The 16,732-nt window shown below is 39.8% G+C and carries 15 protein-coding genes; 3 read left to right on the top strand and 12 right to left on the bottom strand.

The annotated features are described in order from the left end of the window. Nucleotides 1–14 precede the first annotated feature (14 nt). Nucleotides 15–899: a MaoC/PaaZ C-terminal domain-containing protein gene (locus U9670_RS00535; RefSeq protein ID WP_323842187.1), complete on the bottom strand. Its 885-nt coding sequence runs from the start codon at nucleotides 897–899 to the stop codon at nucleotides 15–17. Between the two features lie 61 nt (nucleotides 900–960). Further along, nucleotides 961–2,331 carry a 3-oxoacyl-ACP reductase gene (locus U9670_RS00540; protein WP_323842188.1) on the bottom strand — a complete coding sequence of 457 codons (1,371 nt, stop codon included), beginning with the start codon at nucleotides 2,329–2,331 and terminating at the stop codon, nucleotides 961–963. A gap of 260 nt (nucleotides 2,332–2,591) precedes the next feature. On the opposite strand from U9670_RS00540, the gene U9670_RS00545 reads away from it, so the two are divergent. Continuing rightward, nucleotides 2,592–3,875: an acetyl-CoA C-acetyltransferase gene (locus U9670_RS00545; protein WP_323842189.1), complete on the top strand. Its 1,284-nt coding sequence runs from the start codon at nucleotides 2,592–2,594 to the stop codon at nucleotides 3,873–3,875. A 197-nt stretch (nucleotides 3,876–4,072) separates the two neighbouring features. Here U9670_RS00545 and U9670_RS00550 read toward each other — a convergent pair whose 3' ends face one another. From U9670_RS00550 to U9670_RS00570, 5 genes are all read right to left on the bottom strand, one after another. Further along, on the bottom strand, nucleotides 4,073–4,702 hold the full coding sequence (locus tag U9670_RS00550) for a hypothetical protein (RefSeq protein WP_323842190.1): 630 nt from the start codon (nucleotides 4,700–4,702) through the stop codon (nucleotides 4,073–4,075). Then, complete coding sequence (locus U9670_RS00555; protein WP_323842191.1) at nucleotides 4,699–5,409, bottom strand: phage protease; 711 nt, start codon at nucleotides 5,407–5,409, stop codon at nucleotides 4,699–4,701. Before U9670_RS00555 ends, U9670_RS00550 begins: the two co-directional genes overlap by 4 nt. A gap of 11 nt (nucleotides 5,410–5,420) precedes the next feature. Beyond that, nucleotides 5,421–5,768: a Mor transcription activator family protein gene (locus U9670_RS00560; RefSeq protein ID WP_323842192.1), complete on the bottom strand. Its 348-nt coding sequence runs from the start codon at nucleotides 5,766–5,768 to the stop codon at nucleotides 5,421–5,423. A gap of 218 nt (nucleotides 5,769–5,986) precedes the next feature. Further along, nucleotides 5,987–6,259, bottom strand: a complete 273-nt coding sequence (locus U9670_RS00565) for a hypothetical protein (RefSeq protein WP_323842193.1) — start codon at nucleotides 6,257–6,259, stop codon at nucleotides 5,987–5,989. Between the two features lie 916 nt (nucleotides 6,260–7,175). Continuing rightward, nucleotides 7,176–7,301, bottom strand: coding sequence for a hypothetical protein (locus U9670_RS00570; protein WP_323842194.1), 126 nt, complete (start codon nucleotides 7,299–7,301; stop codon nucleotides 7,176–7,178). An 836-nt stretch (nucleotides 7,302–8,137) separates the two neighbouring features. On the opposite strand from U9670_RS00570, the gene U9670_RS00575 reads away from it, so the two are divergent. Further along, the gene (locus tag U9670_RS00575) at nucleotides 8,138–9,736 is read left to right on the top strand and encodes a carbon starvation CstA family protein (protein WP_323842195.1); all 1,599 of its coding nucleotides are present in this window, start codon (nucleotides 8,138–8,140) and stop codon (nucleotides 9,734–9,736) included. A 101-nt stretch (nucleotides 9,737–9,837) separates the two neighbouring features. Here U9670_RS00575 and U9670_RS00580 read toward each other — a convergent pair whose 3' ends face one another. The 4 genes from U9670_RS00580 to tsaA all read right to left on the bottom strand — a co-directional run bounded on the left by U9670_RS00580 (nucleotide 9,838) and on the right by tsaA (nucleotide 15,083). Next, nucleotides 9,838–11,214 (bottom strand): FAD-binding oxidoreductase, encoded by a 1,377-nt coding sequence (locus U9670_RS00580; RefSeq protein ID WP_323842196.1) that lies wholly within the window; start codon nucleotides 11,212–11,214, stop codon nucleotides 9,838–9,840. A 109-nt stretch (nucleotides 11,215–11,323) separates the two neighbouring features. After that, nucleotides 11,324–12,838, bottom strand: coding sequence for a succinyl-CoA:acetate CoA-transferase ScpC (gene scpC, locus U9670_RS00585; protein ID WP_323842197.1), 1,515 nt, complete (start codon nucleotides 12,836–12,838; stop codon nucleotides 11,324–11,326). 309 nt (nucleotides 12,839–13,147) lie between these two features. Beyond that, nucleotides 13,148–14,243 (bottom strand): peptide chain release factor 2 gene (gene prfB, locus U9670_RS00590; RefSeq protein WP_323842198.1). Its coding sequence is split into 2 segments (ribosomal slippage): nucleotides 13,148–14,170 and nucleotides 14,172–14,243, totalling 1,095 coding nucleotides; the frame shifts between segments, so codons are not numbered across the junction. 138 nt (nucleotides 14,244–14,381) lie between these two features. Continuing rightward, complete coding sequence (gene tsaA, locus U9670_RS00595) at nucleotides 14,382–15,083, bottom strand: tRNA (N6-threonylcarbamoyladenosine(37)-N6)-methyltransferase TrmO (protein WP_323842199.1); 702 nt, start codon at nucleotides 15,081–15,083, stop codon at nucleotides 14,382–14,384. Nucleotides 15,084–15,287: 204 nt separating this feature from the next. On the opposite strand from tsaA, the gene U9670_RS00600 reads away from it, so the two are divergent. Then, complete coding sequence (locus tag U9670_RS00600) at nucleotides 15,288–16,061, top strand: ferredoxin--NADP reductase (protein WP_323842200.1); 774 nt, start codon at nucleotides 15,288–15,290, stop codon at nucleotides 16,059–16,061. A gap of 173 nt (nucleotides 16,062–16,234) precedes the next feature. Here U9670_RS00600 and U9670_RS00605 read toward each other — a convergent pair whose 3' ends face one another. Next, the gene (locus U9670_RS00605) at nucleotides 16,235–16,651 is read right to left on the bottom strand and encodes an HIT family protein (protein WP_323842201.1); all 417 of its coding nucleotides are present in this window, start codon (nucleotides 16,649–16,651) and stop codon (nucleotides 16,235–16,237) included. Nucleotides 16,652–16,732: the final 81 nt, after the last annotated feature.

Raw genomic sequence — 16,732 nt, forward strand, 5'->3', positions numbered from 1 at the left:
AACTATAAAGATATTTATAAAAAAGTGATGCGACCTTGTAAATGTGGTCTGTCTGTACCAGCAGCATACAATGCAAAGCTACGGCCATCGGTCTCTTGGCGTGCCACAAAATCAATCTTAGACGGCAAAAATATTGGTGTTTTAAAAGACACATCAACACGGTAAGCTCTTGGCAAATCATGAAATTGTGCAATGCTTGCCGCCTTTGACCACATACCATGTGCAATTGCCTTAGGAAAGCCAAATGCACGCGCAGACAAGGGGTGCAAATGAATCAAATTAAAGTCTCCTGAGACGAACGCATAACGGCGACCAATATCCTCTGGAATATTAATCAACTCCGCCCATTGGTTATCATCGGGCTCAAGTCGTAATACAGGCTCAACACTCTTAGCTTTCTTAGCTTCGGCACGCTCTTGGTTGGTTTTTTTCTGACGAGAAAGATAGGTTGAGACGCCTTCCCATACCAGCTCACCATCAATCGTTGCTGTCATATTAAAGTCAAACTGCTGACCTTTGTCATGTGATTGAAGATTGCCAATACTCACGGTCAGTGTTACCGTCTCAGTGTCATAAATGATGCGATGCTGGGTTACACTGTTTTCCAAATGCACAAGCCCAAGCATGGCAAAAGGAAAATCAGGCCTTGCCATCATATTCATCTGCAAAGTCTGCGATAACACCGCAAAATAAGTCGGCGGCACACGCCCATCATTGATAAAACCGCAAATTTTGCGATATTCCTTTAAGTTATGCTCATCAATAACAAGGCCATCTACATGATACACCAACTCTGGCAATGTTGTCGCCCTATTATCACCAATAGGAATCAAGCTTTTGATGACATTGGCATAAGTGGTGTGCATTTTTGGCAATTCTTTAAAATATTGTTCTGCCATACGATACCCATTTTTTAATTTTTGTTTAAATTTCAATCATTTATTGAATTGAATAAGTCAATCACGCACCAAGCAAGCTTTGGCCACAAACACGCACCACATTGCCATTAAGACCGTCCGCCTTTGGTGATAACAACCAAGAAATGGTTTCTGCAACATCAACAGGTTCACCACCTTGACTCATTGAGTTCATGCGTCGCCCTGCTTCTCTGATGGCAAACGGAATCATGCCTGTCATTTTTGTCTCAATAAAACCTGGTGCAACAGCATTGATGGTTTGATTTGTGCCTTTAAATTGTTTGGCTGTCGCTTCCACCAAGCCAATCACACCCGCCTTACTCATGGCATAATTGGTCTGACCTAAGTTGCCAGCAATACCTGAAATTGATGACACACAAACGATGCGTGCAGAATCACTAATCCCTTGATTTTTAATAAGATAATCATTGATGGTATGAATCGCTTTTAGATTAATATCCATCACCAAGTCCCATTTGTCCTCACTCATGTTCGCCAACATCTTATCACGGGTAACCCCAGCATTATGCACAACACCATCTAGGACACCACACGCTTTAACAATCTGTTCTGCCGCATTCGCCTCTGTAATATCTAACGGCAAGGCATATCCACCTAAATTGCCAGCAATTTTTTGCAAATCCGCTAAATTTTGTGGCACATCCAAACAATACAGCTTAGCACCATCTCGTGCCAATACTTGTGCTACCGCAGCACCAATACCACGAGAGGCACCAGTTACCAAAATTTTACGCCCTTTTAACGGCTTATTTTCATCAAAATCCACCACTGTAAATTCATCAAGTCCATCGCTTTTTTTGATATAGATTGGCTGACCTGACACATAAGCAGACTTAGCAGATAAGAAAAATTTCAATGCGTGTTCAAGATGAGCTTCTGCGCCAATTTGTGTATAAAGCACATTGGCGGTAATGCCTTTTTTAAACTCTTTGCCAACTGATTTGACAAAGCCAAGCAAAGCACGCTGAGCGATTGCAAAGCCAACATCACCACCTGTACAGCATTCAGGGCGTGCAATGATAATGACACGACCAGACGACTTAATACGACGAGCAAGTACATGAAAAAATTCATACACCTTTTTCAGACCACCTACATCTTTAATGTTAGTGGCGTCAAAAATCGCTACTTTAAATTTGGCATTTTCGTCAGTTAATTTTTCATTCAAATGTTCAGCAGTGGTGATTTTAGCATCTAAGTCAAAAAGCACATTTTGTATGATGCTTGCCACCAGCTCATCACCGCCAAAAGCTGTACCAAACGCCACTTCGCCACGAATGACAGGCTGACCAATTTCATAACGGTCAAGTTTAATCGGCATTGGTAGCCCTAGATTTTTGGCAACTTTTTTACCCAAAGGGGATTGTACCAACTCACCATAGCGATCACTCATGATTTTAATCCTTAATTTTAGTCATTTCAAAATCTAAAAATAGCATTTACATTTTAACATAAAAACCCAGCAAAACCACCCATTTGTCATGGTTTATACAGTTTTTCATCAACTTTTTCACCAACAATGGGGTAAAATTGAATATCATTTGATAAATATTTGTTACAAAGTGCGTTATTTTTTGGTTTTTTGTCAAAATAGTGCTAAGCTATATCACATCAAACACATCAACTGAGTCAATTTTAAACAAGGAGTTTTTTATGAGTATCAAAAAAGTCGCCATTTTGGGGGCAAATCGCATTCCATTCGCCCGCTCAAACGGTGCTTATGCAGACGCCAGTAATATTGATATGCTAAGTGCTGCCTTAGACGGCTTAGTTACCCGCTACAATCTTGCTGACAAACAGATTGGCGAGGTGGTCGCAGGTGCGGTCTTAAAGCACAGCCGTGATTTGAACCTAACTCGTGAATCTGTGCTAAATACTCAGCTTAGTGCAACCACACCTGCTTATGACATATCACAAGCGTGCGGAACAGGACTACAAGCCGCCTTTGCTGTTGCAAACAAAATCGCTCTTGGCATCATTGATAGTGGCATTGCAGGTGGTACAGATACGACATCAGATGCACCCATTGCCTTGGGCGATGGTATTAGAAAACCCCTACTTCGTCTTAATAACGCCAAAGATGCTAAATCAAAATTAACCGCTCTTAGCACAATCAACCCCAAAAAAATGCTTGCCTTTCCTGAAAATGGTGAGCCACGCACACGGCTGTCCATGGGAGAGCATCAAGCCATCACTGCACTAGAATGGGATATCACGCGTACTGACCAAGATGCACTTGCTTATGCCAGCCATCAAAATCTTGCTCGTGCTTATGAAGAAGGCTTTTTTGATGACCTTATCACACCTTATAAGGGTATCTCTCGTGATAACAACTTGCGTGCAGACACCACACTTGAAAAACTTGCCACACTAAAACCTGTCTTTGGTAAGAAAAATGCCAACCCAACCATGACTGCCGCCAACTCAACACCCTTAACTGATGGTGCTTCATGTGTATTATTGTCAAGCGACGACTGGGCAAAACAACATGGCTATGAACCACTTGCTTACATCACACACCAACAAACAGCCGCAGTAGATTTTATAGGCAAAGAAGGCATTACCGAAGGCTTGCTCATGGCACCTGCTTATGCTGTACCAAAAATGCTACAAAAAGCAGGACTGACATTGCAAGACTTTGATTTTTATGAAATTCATGAAGCTTTTGCATCACAAGTTTTGTCCACTTTGGCCGCTTGGGAAGATGAAAAATTTTGTAAAAATCGCCTAGGATTGGACAAAGCACTTGGCTCTATTGACCGCAATAAATTAAATGTCAATGGTTCTAGTCTTGCCGCAGGCCATCCATTTGCAGCCACAGGTGGGCGGATTTTAGCCACTGCTGCCAAGCTACTTGCACAAAAAGGGTCTGGTCGTGCACTCATTTCAATCTGTGCCGCTGGTGGTCAGGGCGTAACTTGTATTTTGGAACGCTAATTTAAGTTGTTCAGCAACTTAACACAAAAAAATACCATCAAACCAGCCGTTACTGTTACGCAACACGATAAAACTCCCAAATTTTTACAATAAAACAAACAAAATTTTCTTTCACTTGGTGTAAGAGCATTTCAATTTATTTATGACACAAAACAAAAAAACACCTTTAATTTTTTACATTAAAGGTGTTTTTTCACTTAAATTTCAGGCTTAATTGTTATTGAACTCATCTCATCAATAACCCCTTGTAATTCATCAATCCGATTTTGGCATGAACTAATTTTCTCCTTTAATGATAAAATCAGTTCATATCTCTCACTAATGCTTGGTAGGTCATCATTTCCCCACTTGTCGCCTATTTCAGCATTGATAATATGCATCGTTTTTTCATACACCACATCAGGCATTAACCAACATAACATTTGCCTTGTTTCTGTACTATTATTTGGTGTGATGATGTTTTTGTGACTACGAAAAGCATTGAATAACCATTCAAACCTTTGATTATTCTTACACCACTCAAAGTCTTTAAGACTTCTTTCATTCATTGCCTTAAATCCGTTGTGCTTTTCTTGCATTTCTTTGTCGGAAAATTCAGGTTGCAATAGGCTTTGAGCAATGTTTTTGGTGTAGTTATTTGCTTCTTGTACAATAGATTCTTTTAACAATACACCAAAATCCGCACGATTTACAGGCATCATTTTAAGCTCTTTGATTTGCACTTCATAGCTTGATTTTTCTTGATTTAACTGATTTAATTCATTGTGCCATTTTTGAATCTCGCTTTTGATTTTGGCGATGTCATTTTTGATGGTTGATTTACTCATAGAGTTGCTCCTTGTTTTAAGCATTCACGCACCGCCACTTCATAGCTTACGCCGTATTGAACTTGATAAGCTAATGCTTTTTGGTGCAACTGATAGGATTGGTTATTGCTGTTTCTTTTTGAAAAATTAGCAGTGTTTGCTTGCTCACGCATTACCGAAATAACCGCTGTTTCATAATCGGTATTAAAGGCTTTCATCCATGACAAAGCCTTTTCATGAATGGTATTGCCAGCATTGAAATCATGGGTATTTACTAAGGCTGTTACACAATTTTGCACAAAAGAATGCTCTGAAAAACTAAGTACTTCCATACCTTTTACCGCAGGTCTTTTGACAAAAGCGACATGGTCTAACCACAAATCATCACCCACTTTCATAAAGCCAGCCGATACTGCTTGATATTGTCCGCTTTTTACCAAATTGACAAGTTCACGATTAACCCACGCTACCGCATACAATCGCCCATTATCCAGTTCAAGGCTAGACACATAGCCATAGTTTTGATGGCGTGTTGGGTCATTATGGCTTTTGCTCTGTGGGTGTTCCAGATATAAGGGTGTTTTTTGATTATCACGATTTGCCAGCTGGTTAAACCGTTTTACAAGCGTATCAAATAACTTGTCAGAAAAAATGTGTTCTAACCCATTGCTATCAGTATGCACGCCCGTTCTTGAAATTTGAAAGCGTTTTACTTCTAAGTCATTCATTGTTTGCCACCTTATAAAACTCCAAAGTTTTCATTATTTTGCTTGCGTCTTTCTGCTCTTGCTTTGGATAGCTTCTTGTAGACAGATTGACAGGTTTTTTGATATTTTTGGGCAATTTGATGAATACTAAGTCCTTTATCTTGGTCTATCAGCATTTGCCGACCTTCTTCATCCGCTTGCCCAACAACACCTTTTTTAAAATAGATGTTGCAACCGCCAAAAACCTTTTGCAAGCATTCATACAATCGCATTGCCACACCATCACAATCATTGGCGACAAGATTCTCATTTTTTAAAAACTCTGAGATTGCCATCACCATTTCATATTGCTGTTCATCTTGTGCATTGATTTTGTTCATAAAACACCTTTAAAAGTGATAAATAAAATAACGCCAAAAAAAATCAAGCACACCCAAAGGCTTGCCAAATTTTTAAAAACATTTTACAAAAACAGGCGACAAACTCTCCATGAAAACGTTTTAAGAAAACACTTTAAAAACAAAAAACCGCTAAATGACAGCATTTAGCGGTTGAATCACACAAAAGTTGTTACATATTAGCCATAATGGCATGATGATTAGAATGCTTGATTTTCTAGGGTGTTAGTCATCATATCCGACAGCATACCCAAAGTGTTTAATAGAGCATCACTGCATTTATCGTTATTGATACGAGCATAGCTACTAAATGCAAGTAGTGTATCACGCACATTCAAAAGGTGATTGTAGGCTTCATCATTCAGCACCCATTGCCCATTTTGCCAAACACAGCTTGGCTTTGGTCTAATGGAGTGTTGATTGGTGCTATTGCAATTAGGATTGCTAGAATGGGAATGATTGGAAGTGGCCATAGGGATTACCTTTTCTGTTGTATCATAAAATACCGCTCTATATTCCTACATATAGGGCGATGGATAAAGGACAAGGGTAGGAATACTGGCACAACAGAGACCAGCCGAGCATAAGCTCGCCTTGCCCCTTATCCACCATAAAAAGAAAAGGTATAAAAGGGGTGCAAACAAAAAACCGCTCATCATTACACAGGGCAGTCATTGTAGACTGCGATAATGATAAATACGGCTTGCTAGCCTGTTGTTAATACTCAGCTTCCTACGGCTGGCTACTGATTTTGCAGCAGCACACTCATTATGCTAATTTCATGGGATATTGTCAAGCATTTTTTGCTTTTTTATGCAAATTTTCTCAAACAGGTTTAAAAAATCACCGCCCAAAAGCGAAAACCGTTTTCGCTTTTACCCATTTTGGGCTATAATACATCCGCCAACAAGTGCAACGGTTGGTTTCATTTAAGCGTTCTCGCTACCGCCCCAAATCCTTGATGTTTAAGGCTTTGGGGCGGTTTTTATTGGTAAATCATAAAGTGTTTTCCGTTTTAAAAGATTACCAAAATGACCGCCAGCGGTCATTTTCAAATTTATTCAAAATGCACGACAGCGTGCATTTTAAGAGATTTTTATCAAAATGAAACAGTGTTTCAAATGTTCCGCCAGCGGAACATTTGAAATTAAATTTCAAAAATCAAAATGAAACAGCCTTTCAGATGTAACGCTGGCGTTACATCTGAAACAGAGTTTCAAAAATCAAACCACTTACCAAAACGACGACATCGTCGCTTTCGCTTAGTATTCCACCAAATTCGGACGCCAGCGTCCGATTTATAAAAATCCCACTAGCGGGACTTTTCTCATATTTCAAATGTGACGCTGGCGTCCCATTTACCCAAAAATCCCGATGTCGGGATTTTTGCTATTGGTTGATAATTTTGATGACTGTTTCGCAGACATCTGCACACATAAAAACAAGCTCTCTTACGCCCTCTTTGTTAAGTGTTGATTTAGCCCTATCAATGCCAATTAAGACGGTTATGACCATTTTTGACCGCTATTTTAAGTGTTTAAAACGGACGATGCAGTTTACTAATCTATTTAATTTTAAAAAGTGAAAACGTTTTCACTTTTTGGACTTGTTGTTTTTTTACATTTAAAACGGACGCCAGCGTCCGTTTTGTGTGATTGCTATCCTTATCTGATTTTTTTGTTTTTGAAATTTAATTTCAAATGTCTCGCCAGCGATACATTTGAAAGGCTGTTTCATTTTTAAATTGCCCGACAGTGGGTAATTTATGTAGAAGCGATAACCACTTTAAACAAAATCCCATAGTGTTTATACTGGCTTATGTGCTAAAATATAAACAATGCATAAGATGAGCGATGATTCTCATCTTTATCAAAAAAGTTTTTGACCTGTCAATTTGTTGCACCTAGTGTAACACCCTTTCAAATACCCTGTCCCACATCATACCTTATCATTTTGAATTATCCCATTTATTGCAGAGTCTATGGTTGGTTTATTGATGCTCAATTTACGTTACAAATCTACAAATTAAAAAAGCACACGATTTTTTGTGTGCTTTTTTAATATCGAAATACCAATTACCCTTGTTTGTTTACTTTTACTTAAAAATTTATGGCATGAAAAATAAAATACTGCTTTTTTACAAAAATGTTAATTTTTCGTAATTTTTTGCTTTACATTTGTATAATTTTTAGCTATTTTATGACACAATGGTAAAAATTAAAAACCATATTTAAAAAACCATATTTAAAAACCGTCTTTGGCATTTAATCACCTTGCAATTTCGCATCATTTTCTACACAATCATCCAAGCAAAATGACACTTTGTCATTAATTTTTAGGAATAACAACTCATGTTATGGTTCTTTTTTTGTATTGCCGTACTGATTCTTGGGTACTTTATATACGGCAAAATTATTGAAAAAATTTTTGTCATCAATCCAAATCGAGACACGCCTGCCTACACAATGGGTGATGGTGTGGATTATGTACCAATGTCAAAAGGGAAAATTTGGCTAATTCAGCTGCTAAACATCGCAGGCACAGGCCCAATTTTTGGCCCAATTTTAGGTGCACTGTACGGACCTGTGGCAATGCTATGGATTGTTCTTGGTTGTATCTTTGCAGGTGCGGTGCATGACTATATGTGCGGTATGCTGTCGGTGCGTAACAGAGGTGCAAGCATGCCATATCTGACGGGCAAATATCTTGGCACGATTCCAAAACATTTCATCAACATACTTGCTGTAGTATTGCTTGTACTTGTTGGCGTGGTGTTTGTGGCAAGCCCTGCACAGCTGATGAGTTCAATCACCATGGATGTCTTTGGCACAACAGCAACTGGTGCGATTTCGGTGGATAATGCCGAAAGTATGACTGCCAACGCAGGCACCACCACCAATACTGTTTTTGGCGTCTCCAAAGAAGGCATCATCATCGCATGGACAAGCGTCATTTTTGTTTATTACATCATTGCAACCCTACTACCAATTGATAAAATTATTGGTCGTATTTATCCATTTTTTGGTGGATTATTGCTCTTTATGTCGCTTGGCATGACTTATGGCTTGGTGATGAATGAACTTGGCGATGCACAGAGCTATTTTTATCATAGCATGGGCGGTTTATCAGTAGAATCCTTTTTTCAAAATCTACAACCAAAAGGTGACTTGCCAATCTGGCCACTGCTTTTTCTAACCATCACTTGTGGTGCATTATCTGGTTTTCATGCCACACAAACACCACTGATGGCACGCTGTGCAATGAATGAATCTGAGGGTCGTTTTATTTTTTACGGTGCAATGATCGCCGAAGGCATCATTGCCTTAATTTGGTGTACTGTCGGCTTATCTTTCTACCCAGATTTGGTATCGCTACAAGATGCCATCACCGCAGGCTCTCCATCAAAAGTAGTCTATGACAGCTCGATTGGCTATCTGGGATCTATCGGCGGTATATTTGCTGTACTTGGCGTGGTCATTCTACCCATCACATCAGGCGATACCGCATTTCGTGCAGCACGACTCATCATCGCAGAGTTCTTAAATATGGAACAACGCACACTAATGAAACGCCTATGGATTGCCATTCCACTATTTGTCATCGGCTTTATCGTCTCAAAAGTTGATTTCCAAATTCTATGGCGTTATTTTAGCTGGGCCAACCAAACCGTTGCTGTTGTCATGCTATGGACTGCCGCAGGTTATTTGTATCGTTATCACAAATTCCATTGGATTTGTACCATTCCTGCCATCTTTATGACGGCTGCTTGTTGTACCTTCTTGGCATACAATAAAATCGGTTTTAGCCTAGATTATACGCTGTCGTTGTATATCGGTGCTGGTTTAACCGCCATCATCACCATCGCCTTTTTCCTATTTGTTAAGCGTGAGAGCATCGCAGGCGACCCAGAGTCATTGATCGGTCAAGAAGCGACGAGTGCGAAGATTTAGCCAGTAATTTTCAAATCATTGGTTTAAAATCGGTCATAAAAAAATGCGAGTCTATACAGATTCGCATTTTTTAAACCCATTCACTGACAAATTTAAAAGGTTTAAAACCAAATTTTATCAGGGTTCATGATGTTGTTTGGATCAATGGCCTGCTTAATCAGCTTCATCACACAAAGGGCTTGCTCGTCATATTCAGATGCCATATAAGTACGCTTTCCTTGACCGATACCATGCTCGCCTGTACAAGTACCTCCCATATCAATGGCTCGTTTAGCAAGTCGAGATAAGATACCTTTGGTCTTGGCAACATCATCGGGATTATTTTTATCAAGCAACAATAGCACATGAAAATTACCATCACCAACATGACCAACCACAGGACCGATCATACCCTGTTCTTGAATGTCAGCCACTGTATCAGTAACACATTCAGCAAGACGAGAAATTGGCACACAAGCATCTGTTGATAAAATTTCAAACTCAGGCTTTAATGCCCTAGTTGCATAATAAGCATTATGCCGAGCTGTCCACAGTTTTTTTCGCTCAGATTCATCACTGCTCCATTTAAAGTCTGTGCCACCAAACTCTGCCATAATATCAGCAAAAATCTGAGCTTGTTCAATGACGCCACTTTGTGTACCATGAAATTCTACGAATAATGTAGGTTTTTCTTGCAGGCTTAATTTAGAATAAGCATTGCAGGCTTTTATTTGTATGGCATCAAGTAACTCTAAACGAGCCACAGGCAATCCATATTGGATTGTAGTCATCACAGTTTGGCAGGCATTTTCAATCGTCTCAAAATGACATACGCCACTGCCTACACATTCAGGTTGTCCAAATAATTTCACAGTAATTTCAGTAATGATGCCAAGCGTACCCTCTGAACCAATCATCAGGCGAGTCAAATCATAACCTGCAGATGATTTTTTGGCACGAGAAGCTGTTTTTATGATTTCACCATTTGGCAAAACCACCTCCAAACACAGCACAACATCTTTCATCGTGCCATACCTTACCGCATTAGTACCTGACGCACGAGTTGCTGTCATGCCACCAATGCTGGCGTTTGCACCAGGGTCAATAGGGAAAAACAGCCCTGTATATCGCAAGGCCTCATTAAGCTGTTCACGAGTTACACCTGCCTCAACAGTGGCGGTCAGATCGTCTGCATTGATACTAATGATATTAGTCATCTGAGACATATCAATGCACAACCCACCACAAGGGGCGTTGAGTTGTCCCTCTAATGATGAACCTGCCCCAAACGCAACTACGGGCATTTTATGGGCATGGCAAATCTTGATCGCTTTAGCGATTTGATATTTATCGGTAACGGTTAATACAGCATCAGCAGGTTCATTATCTAACCAGCTCATTGTATGGGCGTGTTGCTGACGAACAGTTAAATTGGTGGTTAATCTATCCCCAAAAGCTGATTTGAGCTCATCAATGGCAATGATAAAACGGTCGGTCATTTTTCTTACCTTATTTAATCAAGATTATTTACAATACATACAAAAAATACAGTAGCTACTTGCCACTGTATTTTTTGTATCAACAGATTGTATAAGCACACAAGCCATATTACTTAATACGCATATCGCCAGTTTCTACAAATCTTTGATGCCATGACAAAGCTTCTAGCAAAATGTGCGGTGTTTGTAGTCCACCTGCTTTTTCAGCACGGTCATAATAATCTTTTAACATGTCTTTATAATCAGGGTGAGAGCAGTTCTCAATGATCAGTTTGGCACGCTGTCTTGGTGATTTACCACGCAAATCCGCCATACCTTGTTCAGTAACAATGAACATCACATCATGTTCAGTATGGTCATGATGGCTTACCATCGGTACGATGGCAGAGATTGCACCACCTTTTGCAGTTGATGGGCTGACATAAAATGAGAAGAAACCATTGCGAGTAAAGTCGCCAGAACCACCAATGCCGTTCATCATCTTAGTCCCCATGACATGAGTTGAGTTGACATTACCATAAATGTCTGCCTCAATCATTGAATTCATGCCAATAACCCCCAGACGACGAATCACTTCTGGGTTATTGCTGATTTCCATGGGGCGTAGAATGATTTTATCTTTTAAAAATTCAATATTTTCATTGAAACGAGCCAAAGCATCTGGACTAAATGATAATGCAGTAGCCGATGCTGTCTTCATCTTTTTGGCAAGAATCAAGTCAAGCATACCGTCTTGCAATACCTCTGTATAGCCTGTCAAGTCATCAAATGGTGCATCTAATAGACCTGCCATGACCGCATTTGCGACATTACCAACACCTGATTGTAGCGGTAGCAAACTCTTAGGTAGACGACCTGCCTTAACTTCATGATCAAGAAAATCAATCACTTGGGCAGCGATGCGTTTAGAGACATCATCAGGTTCGGCAAATTTTGAATTACGGTCCCCTGCATCAGTCATGACAATTGCCAACACCTTGTCAGCATCGCACTCCATATAAGGTGAACCAATACGGTCAAAAGGACCTATGATAGGAATTGGTTTTCTGTGTGGTGGCAAACCAACTTCAGCATAGACATCGTGCATACCTTCTAAGCCTTCACTGAGTGCTGCATTCACCTCAATGATGATTTTTTCAGCATTTTTAACCGCTTCTGTGCCATGACCAATGCCCATCGCACAAATGATTTTACCATCTTCGGTAATACCAGCTGCCTCAATGATGGCAATGTCAAATTTGCCATAAAAACCTTGTCGCATCTGCTGTTCAACATGGGATAAGTGCATATCCTGATAAGCTGTCAAGCCTGCATTAATGTTGTTACGCAATGTTGGGTCGGATTGAAATGGCGAACGAAAATGCACCGCATTCGCTTCAGCAAGCACACCATCACATTCAGGCGCGGTAGATGCACCCGTTACCATACCAATGCTAAATGCCTCACCTTTGGCATGAGCAGCTTTTGCCTTATTGGCGATGGCAGCTGGCAAGGCCTTTGGATAGCCTGCACCAGTAAAACCAGTGATGGCCAGATTCATGCCATTTTTAACAAATTCCGCTGCTTGCTCAGCACTCATGACTTTATTGCGTAAAGACGCATTACGAATACGGTCAATTGACATATTATTCATCCTCTTTGATGATTAGTTTTGATAAAAATCCAAATTTACAATGCGTGTAAATTTGGATGATTGTAGCACTAGATGATAAGAAAATAAATAGCCAGTGGTAATATTTGAATAATATTTAAATATTATTTGCGATAATTTTTGCTTAAAAAACTCAACCAAAATCTTTTTAAAATCACACAAGCACAAGCATGAATTTGGTGGCATTGCACGGCAATCTTACATATTAAGGTTAATATCATTTATTAACCTTAAATCACCAACGACATAAAACCGATCAACAGCACCAAATTGAATCAAAAACTACAATCCAGCCTTCAAGCTCGCTATGATAAATTTATCCAAATCGCCATTTAATACAGCCTGCGTATTTGAAGTTTCAACACCAGTACGCAAGTCCTTGATGCGTGAATCATCTAACACATAAGAGCGAATCTGCGAACCCCAACCAATGTCAGATTTACTTTCTTCTAAAGCCTGCTGTTTTTCCATGCGTTTTTGCATTTCTAACTCGTACAATTTAGCACGGAGCATTTTCATGGCAGTATCTTTGTTGGCGTGTTGAGAGCGTTCATTTTGGCAAGCGACAACCACACCTGTGGGCTGGTGCGTGATACGCACGGCTGAATCGGTCGTATTGACATGCTGACCCCCTGCACCACTTGAACGATAGGTATCAATCCTTAAATCGGCAGGATTGATGTCAATTTGCACATTATCATCAATCTCAGGCGAGACAAATACAGCAGAAAATGATGTATGACGCCCATTATTGCTATCAAATGGCGACTTACGCACAAGACGATGCACGCCAATTTCAGTACGCAACCAGCCAAAAGCATAATCACCCTTAACGCAGATGGTTGCTGATTTGATGCCAGCCACACCGCCTTCTGAAACCTCCAAAACCTCCGCTTTAAAGCCGTGAGACTCACACCATCGCAGGTACATTCTAAGAAGCATTTCCGACCAATCTTGTGCTTCTGTACCACCAGAACCTGCCTGAATGTCCAAATAGCAGTTGTTGGCGTCCATTTCCCCACTAAACATTCGCTTAAATTCTAAATCTTCAACTTTTTCGGTGGCATCATTAAGCTCGTTTTCAACATCAAAAATCAAGCTCTCATCGTCTTCTTCAACCGCAAGTTCTAGCATGGCAGCAGCGTCTTCTAATGTTGCATCAAGGCTTTCAATGACACCAATAATGCCGTCTAGCACAGATTTTTCTTTGCTGATTTTAGTCGCCAGTTCTGGATCATTCCAGATTTCTGGATTTTCAAGCTCTAGATTAACTTCTTCTAAGCGTTCTTTTTTACCATCAAAGTCAAAGATACCTCCGTAAGTCTTGACCTCGTTCGGTCAGGTCTTTAATTTTTTCTTGGTATGGGGCAATTTCCATGATAACAACCTTTTTAATTTTTAATTCAAAATAAATGTAAATGTCATGACACTAAGCCACTAGCCACTAAGTACAATAAATTAGCACAAAATTATAGCAAAATTTATGGGATTTGAGAATAATCTTTCACTAAATGGCTTAAATTTCTCGCAAAGCTTGTATCACCATCACCCCTTGCTCATTCATGACAAAATCCACATCTACCGACTTATAACGCATGGTGCTGATGGTATTTACCTCATCTTGACGGTAAGCAACTCTTGGATCTTGGGCAATTAAATCGCTGATGAGCTGTTTGTCATTTTGATTCAGATGAAGGTTTTTAAGATGATAAAAATCATGTTCAGCCTGTTCACTAAACTTTGCAATCCGAACGGTCGGTTTATCAAAACTTAATGCGTTACCCACACCATCAGCAAATGCCAGATAGGGCTTAATATCCAATATTGGCGTACCATCTGCCATATCCGCCCCTATGATGTGTAGCATCAATTTATTATCAACAATCTCTACTTTGTCAAATGCCACCACCGATAGACCCATATTGGACGGACGATACATACTGCGAGTGGCAAATACGCCTAGTTTTTTATTACCACCCAATCGAGGCGGACGCACTTGTGGGCGAAAATCGTCCTGAACTTTATTATGATGAAAATGCCACAGCACCCATAAATGACTATAATTGTCAATCCCCACAAAAGCATCAGGATTATCAAAAGGTGGATAAAAAGTAATATGGCTTTTGATGGCAACCAAATTTGGCTGGCGTGGAATACCAAATTTTTGAGACAGTGGCGAATGGTGTTGCCCAATGATGGGGAGTGTGTGCGTATTCATGGCGTTTTGAGATGGTTTGTGTTAAAATCAACAAAGCTTATGTCAAAAAATCAATAACAGTTTGTGTTAAAAAACGCTATCATAGCACAAATTTTGTTTTTGTAACGCATTCATTCTATGATAAAATTTAACCCAATGACAGCTCACTGACCAACATACAAAACTTTATTTTCATCACTTTATTTTCATTTTGGAATTTTTACCATGTCAAAATTCATTACCGAAATTGTTACCCATGTCCATCATTGGACAGACAGCCTTTTCACCATCAAAACCACACGCAGTGATTCTTTACGCTTTCGTAGTGGTGAATTTGCCATGATTGGACTGATGGTTGATGGCAAGCCTTTGGTGCGTGCATATTCTATCGCAAGCCCTGCTTGGGCAGAAGAGCTAGAATTTTATTCCATTAAAGTACAAGATGGCCCATTGACCTCCCGCCTGCAACACATCAAAGTTGGCGATGAATTATTAATCAGCAAAAAACCCACAGGCACGCTGGTGTTAGATGATTTATTACCAGCCAAACATCTATACTTACTTGCTACAGGCACAGGTCTTGCCCCATTTTTATCATTGACTCGTGAGCCCGAGGTTTATGAACGATTTGAAAAAGTGATTCTCGTGCATGGGGTGCGTCATACCAAAGATTTGGCATATCGTGATTTTTTTGAAAATGAATTACCAAACGATGAAATTTTTGGTGAGTGGGTGCGTGAAAAACTCATCTACTACCCAACCGTTACTCGTGATGAATTTAAAAACACAGGGCGTGTAACCGACCTATTAAAATCAGGCAAACTCTTTGAAGACATTGGTTTGCCACCAATAAACAAAGACGATGATCGTGTGATGATTTGTGGCAGCATGGCGATGAATGCCGACACTTGTGCCATTTTAGATGAGTTTGGTTTGAGCGTCTCGCCACGCATGGGTGTACCTGCCGATTATGTGGTAGAAAGAGCTTTTGTGGGTTAATTTTTTAATCTGTATTACAAAAAAAATCGCACTCCAAGTGCGATTTTTTTACTTTTTTATTAATAAATCATCACAAATCATCATTTTTAGAGCATTTAGCATTCATCATTTAGTAAAAACAAACAAAAACTTTTAAAAAGATAAGCGGTCAGATTTCTTCTCTTTTTAATGTCTTATTTGATGCATTGACGAATCTTAGCTGCCAGCTCTGCCAGCTCATCTTGCTTGGCAAATTCACTTTCATGTTTACCAAGTTCATGCACATGTGTTGGGATTAAGTGCATATGATAATGAAATACACTTTGCCCTGCCTTGGCATGATTTAATTGCATTTGCACCACACCCTCTACATTTAATGCTACTCGCTGTGCCTTGATGACTTTTTGAGCCGTAGCAATGATGGCGGTAGCATATTCAAGGGGTAAATCGGTCATTTCCACCGCTTCGCACTTACCAATCACAAGCACATGACCTGTCGCCTGTGGCATGACATCCATAAAGGCAAGCGTTTTGTCGTCTTCATAGACCTTGTGGCACGCAATCTCACCACGCAAAATCTTGGCAAAAATATTGGTATTATCGTAAATCATGCTACACTCCAAGCTTGTCAAAAAAATTAACTTTGCCCGCATTTTAGCACAGATTTTTGCAAATTGTTTTGCTAAATTCTG

Origin of the sequence: Moraxella tarda (genome assembly GCF_035181405.1) — a bacterium.
Classification (GTDB): domain Bacteria; phylum Pseudomonadota; class Gammaproteobacteria; order Pseudomonadales; family Moraxellaceae; genus Moraxella.